Source organism: Stieleria marina (assembly GCA_007741555.1).
Taxonomy (GTDB): domain Bacteria; phylum Planctomycetota; class Planctomycetia; order Pirellulales; family Pirellulaceae; genus K23-9.
In genome coordinates, this window is record CP036526.1 from 4,502,633 (window position 1) to 4,517,145 (window position 14,513).

General features: G+C 53.6%; 1 protein-coding gene (cut by a window edge). It reads right to left on the reverse strand.

Annotated features, from left to right (window positions below; genetic code table 11):
- On the reverse strand, positions 1 to 14,513 hold the 3' portion of the coding sequence (locus tag K239x_RS16180; protein ID WP_145419279.1) for a CARDB domain-containing protein. The gene runs 21,487 nt beyond the window's last position; the window shows 14,513 of its 36,000 coding nt (coding positions 21,488-36,000); its start codon lies off the right edge, out of view; its stop codon occupies positions 1 to 3.

The window sequence follows — 14,513 nt, forward strand, 5'->3', positions numbered from 1 at the left end:
TCAGCTTTCATCATCGATGAAATCAACTAGTGCCTGATCAATTTGCTCCGGTTGCGGTTGGCCTTGTTCTGCCAATGCATTGATGACTTGTAGTACGTCGCCAGGCGTGGCCCTGCCGTCACCGTTCACATCAAAAAATGGTGGTGGTCCAACCGAATCGGTGATCGCAAAGAATAGATCGGAAACAGGGTCGTGGACCGTGGGCTCGGCTAATTCATTGATCACCTGCAGGATGTCAGCCGGTGTAACTTGGTTGTTATTGTCAACATCGGGAGGGCTAACCACATTTTGCCATGATCGAATTTGCTCGCCACTTACGGCGGCCAATTCATTGATCACCAAAAGGGCATCCAGTGGCGACAGTCGGTTGTCGCCGCTGACATCGTAGTACGAAGGAGGTCCAACCGTGTCGGTGATGGTAAAGAGTTGGGAAGTAGATCGACTATGGACTGTAGGCTCAGCAAGCTCGTTGAGCACTTGGAGAATGTCCCCGGGGGTAACTACGCCCGAATCATCTACATCAAACGGATTGACTGGATTCTGCCAACCAAGTGCCCGCGAATCAAATTCGATATTGCTCACTTGAACGCTACTTGTATCCGCACCGAAGCCGACCAAGTCAAAGAACAGCGTCGCCGTCGCGTCTGCAGCCGAGGCAGGAATCACAACTGTTACGTCAATCGAGCTATTGGGCAAATCAATCACATCGCCGCTTGAGTCCACTCCGTTTGCAGTGACCAAATCGGAAAAGAAGACCTGTCCATCGGCCTGCACATTCAACAACGCGTCACCACCGCCAAGACCATCCATTTCGCCTAGCAGCGAAGTCGCACTCGTAGCATCCAACAACGAAACCTCAAACGCCTCCACCGGATGCTCACCCTGCCCGACATCCAAATTTAATCCACCCAGCGTAAACGTCAGCGTGCTGACACCCTGGGGAATTACAAACGTCTGCGACAGATCCGATATCATGCCAACGTCTTCACTGATCGTGGTGACACCACCGGCGATGGAGATGTCACCAATGGTTTTCCAAATGAAGTCGTCGGCCGATGGGTCGCTGACGGCGAAGTCTGCATTCTGAAAGTCGTGGCCGGCATCTTGGCTTACATTTGCGGCCATCAGTACAAAACCGAGCGGGGAACCCACGGTTTGGTGAAGCACCCCAAGGTCCAGATCGTCAGCATCCGTCAGCAGGAAGCCTGTCCGGCGTGCGAACTGTACTGCATCAATGTCATCTTCTGTCAGGATCCTGGATTCACCAATGAATAGTTCGCCGGTCATCACTGGATTAATGTCACCGTCGACCGCAAACTCCGCTCCGTTATCTGTCAGAGGCAATTCATCAGATGAAAGGGAGATAGTCAGTCCAGCGTCGGAAGAGCGGATACGGTCACGGAAAGCCGGAACGCTCGGATCGAAACCGAGTGCATGTCCGACTTCGTGCAGCAGTACGGTCGAGAGATCGAAACCGTTGGTCGTCCAGCCATAACCTGCGCCATCGTCATCGATCCGTATCGTCGCTTCAGTCGCCAAGCCCTGTTCGTCGCGTTCGTCAATTACGACTCCGCCAAGCATGCCGGCTGACAGGTCTTCCACGATGTAGTTCAGAGTAACGTCGATGGACTGCCCAAGTGCGCTGGACCAGGATGCGACTGCGGAATCTCCCAGCTGTTCGACTTCACTAATGATGGTCATGCCGTCGGGTAAGTTCAATTCGATTGGCGTCGTGTCTTCGAATGACGCCGTTTGGTTCAGAGTCGTGGGCAGCGAAGTGCTCCCCGACGTTGCTGCGGTGGTCGAAGAGCTGCTGCCGACTGCCGACTGACCCTGTCCGCGGGCCTCGGCCCCACTGTTGCCACGGATCAACCCAGTCACTGTTTCCTTCGCCTTCGCTTGTAGCGCGTTAGTCGCACGTTTCTTTAGATTTTCGATCGTGTCGCCTAAGAAGTTTTTCTGCAAAAACTCATTCGCGCTCTTTTGGAAACTTACTGACGCCTTAGCAGCCTCCTGCTCGTACTTGGTGCGCTCTTCTTCTGTGTCAAACAAGCCGTCCAGTCGACCGCGATTATTGCGACGACGATCCTCTTCGTTTAACGTCCGCAGCAAAGTGTCAAAATTATGGACAAGATCGGAGTCGTTAAGCTTATCAATCAACTGTTTGAAACCGGCATTACCAGCTTCGCCAATTTTTACACCGATGAATTTGTTGGCTTGTGTCCCAACAAATCTGGCCGTCCCAGCAGCGACGCCAAATTTATTAACAGAGCCGAACAGTTCGCTACCGTATTGCTGTACCGTGGTGATCGCTGCTCCCGGATCGTTTGCTATTTTGCTCAAGATCTTCTTCCCGTTGGCAACTGAAAAGAAGTCTTTCGCGTTGGCTAGATAGTGCTTAGCTTTGCCGACAACTTCTTCGCGTGTAATGACGCGATTCCATCCCTGTGCTCCGGAGGCATTGTTCAGCTGACTGGCTTGCACCCTTCGCGATGGCGTAAATCCGGCCTGACTTGCACTAGCGTCCCAGGAAAGATTGTGCCGATTTGATTTTGATGCAACGACGAAGGAACCAGGTGTGTCGGGAGCGAGTCGCGAAACCGGCGAACTGGGTGTAGATCGTAGGGCAGGGCTAGTCGCGTTGCTGAATGCATTTGCGACTGGCGACTTAGCCGTTTTTGCAACGGTCGAAGCGAGATTCTGACTCTTGCTGTATACGTAAGCGCGATACTGTAGGACTTCACTGTAAGATTTCCGCACGTTACTGGTAAGCGTTCCATCAGGATTGCGCATTTTTCGGTTCGATGCGAAGCTGGCAATCTCATCTCGAGTCCTCATCGCGTCTTTAACGGTGTCGGCTGAGAATTTGCCCGGATTCTTTATCACGTTCTCGCGAAACTCGAAGTTACGAGATGCTTGTTGGATACTTCCGCCTTCAAACTCCGTAAGCAACCTTTGCTGACTCAAGCTCTGACTGTCGAAGGCTCCTGAAGAGTCTGCGCGGAAAGCATAGGGATTCGGTGCGCTGTCAACCTTATTTGAAAGGGCAGGAGCCGTGTTCGGATCAATCCGTCGACCAGTGCTGGACGATCCATCCAGGCCGATCTTGCGGAATTCACCAGTATTGGTCGCTATTCGTTGATTGCCGAACGATTCTGGTATTGGTTGACGTGGGGGATGCGTCAGCTGATCTGCCAAATATGGCGGTGCCGTCGTTGCTGGAGGTTTAGGCCCAGTCGACACTTTCTTTACGCTGGTGACAGACGGGCTGTCGGTTTTTGCGGTCAGCTTTTTGAGCAACCGAGCACCTAGTACAGCGTCCTTGCTTCCACGAATTGCCAGACCAGCTTTTTCGATTCCCTCTTTGGCTAGATTGGTGACGCGCTTTGCTCCGCCACCTTTGCCGCTTACCAAGAGTTCGGCGATGGCGGCAACGGCCTGGCCTGCTTTTGCCGGATCAGGCGAGGCCAAGTCGCCCGGGATTCTGGCCAAGCCTTCGACCACGCCACCGATTGCCGTCGACACGCCTTGCTCTGCAACCAACTGGGAAGCTTGGCTGTAGTAACCATTCTTTTCGCGATCGGAAGTGATGCCGGCTCCACGAAGCGTGAATTCCAATAAGTCAGCACCCATTGCGAAGGTGTCGTTAGCGCCTTGCATTGCCGAAACAACAGCAGCCTCGACTGTGTACAGATGATGCAAAAAGAACGCCGAAGCCAAATTGTTTCCACCAGGATTACCAGAATTGACGATGTTATCGAGTCCTTTCTTGCTGATGGCGTCCAGTCGTGACTGGAACTCTTTGATTTCGTCTTTAATTCCGTCGCCAAAGCCCTTGACGAAAGACAGTCCCATCTCAAATGCGAGTTCTTCGGAGGGCGCTATCGCGCCATGGATGCTGTAGTAAGCCACGTCGGAGAACGCTAGAAACGCAGTTCTGGTTGCAAAAGCTATTGGGGCCGACTCGGTGAACGACTTTGCACCGTAGGCAATACCCTCATCAAATGCATTGATGCCGTCATTGACCATCTTTGCATAAGCTCCGGCGCCGAAGGAAAGCCCTGTGGTAAACGAAAACGTCTGCAGTCTTCCTTTGAATCCGCTGGGCGTGCCCTGCGAATAGCTTGCTGCACGCTGCGTCGCTTCGGACAGACCGCTGACGCTGATTCGTGAGAGTCCGCTTGGGTCTCGATAGTTGATTGGATCTCCGCCAGCGAATCGATACAAGTTGTAGTCGCCGCCATCAAATCCACTCGGATCGATCGACAAGAAACGCCCCAGTTCGGGCGAATAGAATCGAGCGTTCATGTAGTAAAGACCGCTCACCGCATCAAACTCGGCACCTTGATACAGAATTCGACTGCCCGGAACTTCACCTGCCGCCGCGTCCTCGATGTAATGTGCTCCGATCGCATCGTAGTGCAGTTTCGAAGACGTCAGATCAGATGCATCCGTGATCAATCGCGTTGAAGACGTGCGATCGGCCAACAAGAAATCCGTCTGGCCCACTCCGCCTGATTGTGCATAAGTCCCACGTCCGCCAGGATCGCTCAGGTAGACCAGATCCAACACCGGATCGCCAGCAACATCGACGACATACTCCGCAAGCAATTCACCTGACTCGTAGATGAAGTAACGATCGTCGATCACCTCCAGGTTGTTGCCCGTTGCGTCCAACGCAGAAATCGTCTGTCGAATGCGTCGGTCGAAAGCGTCGAACTCGTTTTCGATTGTTGACGTCACATTGCCGTCAGTATCATTGAACGTGATCGTGACAAGCCGATTTCGATAGTCCCAATCGTACACTTGACTTTCACCAGTCGCGACACTGGTGACCGAAATCAGGTTGCCTTCGTCGTCGTAGTCAAAGGTCGCTACGTCGTCGGAATCAATCTGGTTGTTGATGCCTACAACTGCCGCGTCATCAGTTCGGTTCCCGGTGGCGTCTAGAGTGTAGACTTCATCGTCAACGCCAGCAGGACGATCGATGCCGATCAGTCGGTTCGCTTCGTCGTACGAATAAGTTGAAAGACCTCTTGAATCCGTGTCGGTTGCCGCCATTCCGTTCGCATCGTACGTCGTTACGAACTGTGCCAAAGTAGAACCGCCGCTGCCATGATTGATCGATGTCACTAAGCCTCGATCGTCATACTGGAACAGTGTGCTAACCGACGGGCTGCCGGCAACAGCACGTGTCATTGTCGATACCTTGTCCGGCAAGTCTGCTGAGTACGCCATCGTTACATCGACGCTATCGATAGTCGGACCAGAAAGCGATATACCGCTCAAACGCTCTGCAGCATCTCGGGTGTAGGTCCAATCTGCCAAATCGGACTGCGTGCCAATGGATAACGTTCTGGACACGGCGCGACCAAGTTCGTCAGCTGGACGTTCCAACGTGATGGACTGCCCGCCAATTGTCAAAGTTCGCCCCAGCAAATGGTTCGATGCGTCACCGTAGAGATCGAATGCGATCGACGCGTCGCCTTCGGTAGCCGACGTCAATCGCCCGGCAGCGTCCGTGTCAAACGTGATTGTGTTGAAAATCGTTCCGGCGTCATCAAGCCAATTTTCCGCGCGTGTCGTGCCGTCGTGACCGACGATAAACGTTCGACGACGACCAGCGCGGTCGACGCTTTCAATCAGGTCGCCCGCCGCGTTGTACACCATCGTCACGGTACCCGTCGGACTAGTTTGCGTCAGGTCCAATCCGGTGCCGTCATAGGTGTAAGACGTTTCATTGCCCAGTGCGTCGGTCAACTTGGTTAGTTGTCCGATCGCGTCGTAGTCAAACTGCGTGACGGCATTGACGCCATCGGTTTCAGTCTTGACCCGATTCAACGCGTCGTAAGTGTAGGTCGTCGACTGCGAATTCGCTGGACGCTTCTCGGTCAGCAGATTGCCAACGGCGTCGTAAGTTGTCGTTGTTGTGAAACCTTCGGCGTCTGTCACTCCGGTGCGTAGGTTCCTTGGATCGTAAGTGTACGTCTCGCTCCAAAGACCACGGGTTTCGGACGCCAGGTTCCCGACGCCGTCAAACGTGCGCACGATTTCGGGATTGCCGCGTTCTTCGATTCGGTCAACCCGTCCAAGACCATCGTAGTGCAGCGTTTCTGCCACGGTGCCTGAAGGATCCGTGACAACGACACGCGGATCGTCGTTGTCGACGGGGTATTCATACGAAGTGACCAGGTCACCGCGTGTCGCCGACACAATCGTTTCTGTTTTCAAGCGATCTGCCAGGTCATAGGCACGACTTGTCTCGTGCCCCAGCGGATCAATGATCGAAATGACGTTGTCGGAAGTGTCATAGTCGTACGTAAACGTGCTATCTCGCTCGCTACCTTCAAAACCCGTGGGCTGTGTTCGCGAGAACAGACGGTCAGCATCGTCGTAAATGAATGTCTGGGCATACGCTTCGCCACCCTGCGGAACAACTTTAGTGACGTTGCCGGCCGTGTCGTAGAAGATCTGTTCGACCACTTCGCCGGAAGCTTGCCCTGGCGTCGTACGCATCCCAGCGGTATCGGGAGTTGCTGATGATCGAGTGGTTTGTATTGGCCGCGAAGATGCGTCGTACTGAGTCGTAACGAAATAGAAGTCGCCAGTTGGATCTCGCGGATCAATTTGTCTGACTTCGCGTCCCAATAAGTCGTATTCGTACGAAGTTGTGATCTCGTCAACGGTTCCGACTGCGCTGGTAACAGACTGCAATAGATTCCGCGCAGTGAATGTCGAGTTGTACTGAATGCCGCGCGCGTCAACTACCGTGTCCACGTTCCCGGCGCCGTCGTACTGCATTTCTGTACGTCCGCCAATCGCATCGATCTCTACAACTGTCCTTCCAAGTTGGTCGATGATCGTCGTAGTCGTATTGCCACGCGGATCAGTTTCAATGATGGCCGGCGAACCTTGAACGTCGACATAAGAGTATTCAGTCTGGAAGGTCAGCGGATCCACGATGCTTAATGGGCGATTCGCACCATCGTACGTAACCACAGTCGTGCCGTACTTGTCGGTTGTGGCCAATCGATTGCCGTATCGATCGACGCTGTACTGCAACACATCACCAACGGGATCTGTCATTGACGTTTGATTTCCGGTCGCGTCATACGTGTACCGCGTGATATCGGTAGCGCCGTCAAACCCGACAATCTGAACCGGTTGCCCTAATTCGTTGTACTGCAAGGTCTGTGTTCGACGTGGCCCAGTTCCACCAGGCACCTCCATGGTTGCGATATTGCCTGCTGCATCACGAGTGTAGACCGTGTTGTACGCTGCACCGCGATGGTCCTGTTCTGCGATGACGAAACCGGCAGCATCGAAAAGGAAGCTGTTCGTGATTCTCTGTAAGTCGTCTGGACGCCCTTCAGCGGATTCGATCAGAACAGTCTGTCCGCTACGATCAAACTTGGAAATTGTTTGGTAATCTTCACCGCGGGGATCAATCTCCGTTACCGTGCTGCCGCTACTTTCGTAAACGTAGGTGGTGACAGCGTCTGGGCCTGGGGCATCTTCGGTGCCTGTCGGTTGAATTTGCTCTAGCAACCGCCCGGCGCCGTCGTATCGCATTGTTGTGGTGTAGAAATCACCACGAGGATCCGTCATAGCGATCAGGTTTCCTGCGCCATCGTATTCGTACGTTTTAATTTGTCCGATCGCGTCAGTCTCTGACCGCAAGCGACCCGCGGCATCGAACACATGGATAGTCTCTGCTCCTTCGCCCAGCGGAAGCGTGACATTCACCACTTGTCCGACCGAGTCGTACTCGTACGTTGTCTCACGTCCCAGTGCATCGGTCGTCATTCTTGGGCGATTGTTGCCGTCGTATGTGTAGGTGATTTCTCTTTCTGCCACGTCGTATCCATCAACGACTTGGGCGACAAAAGTCTCTCTAATAATATTACCCGCCAAGTCGTAGTCAAAGATCGTCTCGGCGCCGTTTGCCTCCGTCGATTTGATCACCCGATCTGCTAAGTCATATTCAAAACTTGTTTCAACCAATTCGCCCGAGGAATCACGAAGCGGACCATCTTGCGATTTCAACCGGCTGACGGCGTCGTAGTTGTAGCGAGTGATAGCAATATCATCCGAATTTTCTGCACCAAATGGGGTCGTCGACAGAAAGATCCGGCCGAGAGCATCGTATGTGAACGAGGAATTTAGGTTGGCACCACGTGGGTCCGTTGAGAGAATCAAATTGCCTGCGGAATCATAGGTGTGCAGCACAGTCGACGATGGACCTGGTAGATCTGGGTGCCCGCGCTGAACTGTTTCCGAAGCGACTAGATTCGCGGCATCGTATGTGAATGTGGTGTTAAAGAAATCACCACGTGGATCGTCAATCTCTAGGACGTTGCCGGCCAAATCATAACTGTAGGACGTCGTTTCCTTGGCACCATCTTGAACACCGACTTCGACGTCTTGTGCAACAGAAAGCGTTCGACGTAGCGCATCGTAATCGGTTTCAGATGCAACACCACGCGGGTCGACGATCCGAGTCATCAAGTCACGGTCATCGTATTCATAAGTGTACGTGAGCGTTTCGTTGTTGCCGGCGATGCCGCCTGGACGAGTCTCCGTCAAGATGTTGCCGCGAGCATCGTGAGTGTAAGTTGTCTGGAAAAGGCCGTCCCCTGCAAACGTGCGCGGATCGGTTACGCTGACCAGTCGGTCGGCGGAATCGTATTCATATGACGTACGATTCTGCTCGGGATCAACCGTCGTCAGCACCCGGCCAAGATTGTCGTACGTCATTCGTGTTGTGACGTCACCGATCACCTCTGACCCGGTACACGAAGTCAGGCCCGAATTCGGATGGATCGACGCAATCGGATTTCCTGCCGCGTCGTAAATAGTGCACGTCGTATGTCCCATCGCATTTGACGAACCAATGATTCGGTTCAAGCCATCGACATAGGTCGTTTCGGTTTGGCCTTCAGGCGTCGACACGGAAGTGTTGTTACTGGCCGCGTCATATCCGTAGGACCATTCACCATTTGCAGCATCGATTCGACGCTCCATACGCCCACCCGCATCGTAGTCGTACTGCGTGACGAAGTTCGGATTCCTTGGGTCGGTCTCTGTCAATACGTTCCCGACGCCGTCGTAGGTATAATTGGTCAACGCAAACAGCGGGCCGTCAAACGGACCATAGGGCAATGACATCTGCTCGACTCGTCCCAATCCATCGTAGACTCGCGTCGTCAGCAACGTTGCGTCACGTGGATCGCTGACGGTCAGTTGGTTACCGACATCGTCGTAGGTCATTTCAATCGAATAGCTAACCGGTGTTCCCACCGCGTAGTTTGTCTTGACTAGATCGCGTTTTGCGTCGTACTCATACTGCGTTACAATGCCACCGGTGTCGACCGACCTGACGATTTGATCCAGTCGGTTGTAATCCGTCGACATCGTGACAGCATCTTCAGTTCCCGGAGAGATCGTTGATTTAAAGAGCCGATCGAGCGCGTCATATTTGTGCGATTCACCGACGTCCGTACCGACGACGAACTGAGATAAGAGGTTGCCCATCGTATCGAAGGTTATTACTTTTTCGATATTCGTCCCGTCGCCGACCGGTGTAGTCGTACGAATCATTCGACGATTGGTCGAATAATCGTGCATCGTTTCCACAAAGCCTGATTCCCCGTTGGGGCGCGGCGTACGGATGGCGATGACGTCATCCCACACCGGGTCGTAGTCGTATTCTGTGCGATTGCCCTCTCCGTCAATTGCCGCTGTCATTCGTCCTATTGCGTCGTACTCACTACGAATGGCGTAGCGGTCTTCGCCATCTAAGTGGCGTGGATCCAATACCGCCGTTCGACGGTTTGCTGCATCGTATTCATAACGTTCGGTGTTGCCCAACGCATCCGTTTGGGCGATCAAGCGATTCATTCCATCATAATCGTAGGTTGAAAACGCCAACGTGTCGGTGATGCCGATCGGCTGGCCCAGTCGCTTCAATTGACCCTCGCCGTCGTATTCCATCACCACTTCATTGCCTTCGGCATCAATGATTTTGCTTTGCCGATTTCGCGCATCCAGCTCGTACTGAGTCTCATAACCCAGCGGGTCGGTTTCCTTGCTTATCTGACCTTCGGGATAGTAGTCGTAGGTCGTGGGCGCGGCGGGGCCGAACTGAGTTGTTTTCAACCGATCACGGTCGTCGAACGTGTAAGTGGTAACATACTCCTCAGGCTCTCCCAGCGCGGCGATCTGCTTGGTTAGATTGCCGACCGCATCAAAGTGGTACTGGGTGACTGTTCCCAGTTCGTCGGTTTGCTCGGCAATCTGATCAAAGAGGTTGTAATCGTACGTGCGCGTCCGATCGCCTGTTGTGTTCGCCGTGGTCGTCGAGATCACTCGATCGACGTCGTCGTAGACCTTGGTTGTAACTTGGTCGGGCAATGGGCCGGCTACCTCTTTGACTCGGCCACGAGCGTCAAGTGTCTGGGTGATTTTCTGACCATGTGGCGGAATGACTTCTTTGACACGTCCGACGTCATCAAGCACGTATTCGGTAAAGCGGCCGAGCGCATCGTAACGCCCCACGACTTCGTTGTATTCGTTATAAGTTGACACCGTGAAGTCACCGGTCGGATGTTGGATGACATAGACGTCGCCACCAGCGGCTGAGACCGGGTAACTCGGCACCAAGTCGCCAGCTTCATAGCCATAGCGTGTCACGAAATTCAGATCGGTGACATCCTGAGCGAGCAGTGAAGGTCGATCCAATTCGTCGTACTGCCGCTCTATAACGGAATCGACGGTGTTCACGCTACGGATTTCGTTGCCGTGAGCGTCAAATTCATGTGTGTAGGACTGTGTCCCAGCGCCGACATAGAACGTCGACACAATTCGGTTCATGATGTCACGCGTAAACTCCGTGCGAACACCATTCGCATCGGTAAACGCGGAGACAAATCCTGTTAGGTCGTCGTACTCCCAGCTCCGTGTGCCGTCGGAGAACGCTTCGCTTGTTCGGCGTCCGTACGCGTCGTAGTCGTTGTCGGTCAAATTGCCACGGGCATCCGTGGTGATATTGACCAGCCCAGTCGCTAAGTACGTGTAGGTCTGTGTGATCTGCTCCGGGCTACCGGTCGGCGGGTCGCTATCAAGGACAACCGACGTCAGAATGTTACCGTTGTCATCCAGCGTATGCGTTGTGGTTCGCCCGACCGGGTCGGCCGTGATCACAGGAATGTTGTACGATTCCTGACCGTCCAAAATCACTTCGTAGTCCCACGTCGTCGTGGTCACTACCGGAGTTCCATTCGGATAATCCACGCGTTCGATGATGTTATTAAAGGCGTCACGCTCGTATTCGATGATCGCGCCGACCGCATCCTTCTCTGTCAGTATGCTGCCGCCGCCTTCAGTTCGCGTGAAATCGGTTTCGCGACTATCATCGACTTGGTGTTTGTCCAGCTGACCAGACGGTGTCAGTCTGTATTCATGTTGCTTGCCCTTGAAATCTCGGTAGGTCGCGGCGGCGGTGAAACTCGTATCCGCAGTTGGGTCTGTTGCTTTTCCAGCCTTTGCCAGGTTGGACTTGGTATCGGGCGTTGACAGTACTTCCAGGACTGGAGCCCTTGAAACGCTAGTCGTATCGCCGATCGACTTAAGAAACGCAACTTGGGCTGGTTCGATCGTAAAGGTGGCGTCGTCGATACGCCGCCCACTTCGTAGTCGACCGTCGACTGGGTCATAGACATACGTCTCGGAGAAATCTTCATCCAGTTGTTCGTTCGGATCCGTTCCTCGTTTCAGGGTTTGACCCGTCAGCAAGTGAATGCCCAGATTCGCGTCCGTGTTATGCCGATATTCGTATCGGAATTCTCGCGGGATGCCATCCGGATCGGTGATCGACAGAAGGTTCCCATCGCCGTCGCTGCCAAATGCAGTCACGCGACTAGCGGGATCGGTAATCTTTTGTATCACGTCTCCTACGTAGTCAAACGTTGTTTGCAATCCGACCGGATCGATGATCGCTGTCAGTAGTTCGCCACTATGAACGTATTGCGTCTGATTGTCGTTGCGATCGGTGGACGATTGCATTAAGCCTTCAAGGTCAAACAACTGAACCGTCCCGTCTCGCAGTCGCCGGCGAAAGCCGGTCGGTGTGGCTGTCAGTTCTGAAAAATCATTGACAACGGGCGTGTAAATATCTGAACCGTCTTGCGGGGCCAAGAATACTAGTTCGTTACCGTCACCATCAACCAGCATGACGCCCGAATCACCTGGATAGGCACGCATGTAGCCGGCAATGCCCCAGCCTGCACCGAAGATAGACTCGGTGCTGTTGACGTGGGGATGCACAAACGATTGCGTAAGCAAACGTCCGTCGAACTGTGAACCAGTTGGCCGCACGATACCGAACTCTATTTCCAGCGTGTACAGACCGGTCGGTGTGTCAGACATGTCGATCTGCAGCGCGGCCCCATAGGTTGATCCTTCTAAAGCCGTAGGCAACTTAAACAGATTTGTACCGACATCCAGTCCCAGGGCGTCAGCGTCTTCCTGGGAAAGTCCACCGGCGGGGTATCTCGTTCCGTCGGCAGCGACCGCCGTCAGCTTGTAAGCAAAACGATCGGTTGCGGTGTCGTATTGCAACGCATCCAAGTTGCCAACATTGACGTGGAAAACTGGTCGCGGGTCGGCGCGGAACGAGTCGTAGACAAACTGCAGCGAACGCTCTTGTTCCAGCGAACGATAGGACACTAATGAATGCCGCTCTTGTAGTGCACCGGAATGAAGTTCTGCAATGCTGCTGCGCCCAGTCTCCAAAATGACCGGCTGTTTTTCCAACGTGGGAAGCTGCGACACGGGGTTGTAAGGCGTCGGCTGCAATACCAGCAGTTCATCCGGCAACTTAGGTTGTACTGATAGACCACGCGGCAGGTTGTTGCCCGCCAGTGGCGCAAATTGATTGGGGGTTCCCGAATTGGCAGGTCCCTGCGGGTTGACGCCGTACAAGAGAGAGTCGCCGTCGAAGTAAAATCGATAGTCAGCCGCTACTGCATCTTTGGGAAAGACCTTGTCGATTGGGATCGTCGATGTTGGGCCAGCCAACAGAGCCGAAAGCGGCAGGAGTTCATTTGGAAAGCCATTTTGGTGCCAGGGAACGATCGGGTCACCACCAGCAAGATCCTCCAAGTGGAAAATCATGGACGCTAGGTCGTATCCGGTCACCAAGTCCGCGCCTTGTTGCGCCGCCAAGATAAGTCCGGACTGCTCCGCTACGATAACGCTATCGGTGAATCCCTGGACAATCGGATCGGTTGCCGCGACAACGTGCGGTCGGTCAAGCGGAACGTCGAAGTCTCCAAGTGGATTGCGAATGATACCGACGGTTCCGCCAGCACTCACATTATAAGTCGTGACACGCCCGTTTTCCGAAAGCGTTGGATTGTAAACCAAGAACGGTCCAAGATTCGGATCGGTCTTCGGATCACCTTCCTTGAACTGCCGGAATCCTGCGATAATCGCATAGGACGGATGCGGACGACCAATGACGTCTTCAAATTCATTGGCTGAAACAAATACGACACTTTGCGCGTTGCCGATTCCGTGAACCTGAGTCGCGCGACCTTCACTACGTAGTGGGATTGCGCCGTAGTCAGCTAGTGAAACACTGTCGTAATCAAAGGCTCCTGACTGGTCCTTGCGCAGAACACTGAAACCTTCACTATCGTTGATGCGGTCGACAATTAAGATGACATCCGGATCGTCAGTGACCGTGATGTCGTAGACTCCGTTGCTTACTGGTGTTAAAGCCAAAGGATCATTGGCAACATCGAAGATCGGAAACTCCAGCGGCGCGTCATCGTCGTCACGCAACAAAATCGAGGCGACGTATCCTGTCGCGTTGGAGGACGTATCGCCAGTATTGAAAAGATCGGAGCTAGGAGCCGCTACAAACAACCGTTGACCAGATTGATCGATCGCGATTCCGCGTAAGCCGATCGGTGCAATCTTCGGGCCGCCTGAAATTTGAGACGGCAAAGTGATCGTTTGGATCAACTGATGAAATTTGTCTGAGAAAGGATCGGTATCGATAACATAGATCGAACCCGATCTCAGATCAGAAACATACAGTCGCCGACCATTGGCATCACTGACCATGTCGTAGGGGCTAGCACCTTCGGGCAAGACGATGTTGTTGACGCCCACTGTAGCGGGCAAAGTCGCGTTGTCTTCGATAGTGTCGATCTGATGCAACGCCAAGGCGTCGACGACTGCAATCTTTCCAATCGACGACAAGCCAACATAGAACACGCTACCGTCTGCCGACGCGTACGTTCGGTTCGCGCCAAATGCGCTGCGGTTATTGCCATCCACCAAACCAATGACCGCCGCTACCTGCGGCTGCAACTTGATCGTCCCATCGACTGTCGGATCAACGTACTGACACTGAGGACTGTAGCTCAAATTGCTTGTATCCAACGCACCACAAACGTTGTAGATGATTATTTGATCGTTTGAGTCTCCGGGACCCGGCGTCGGAT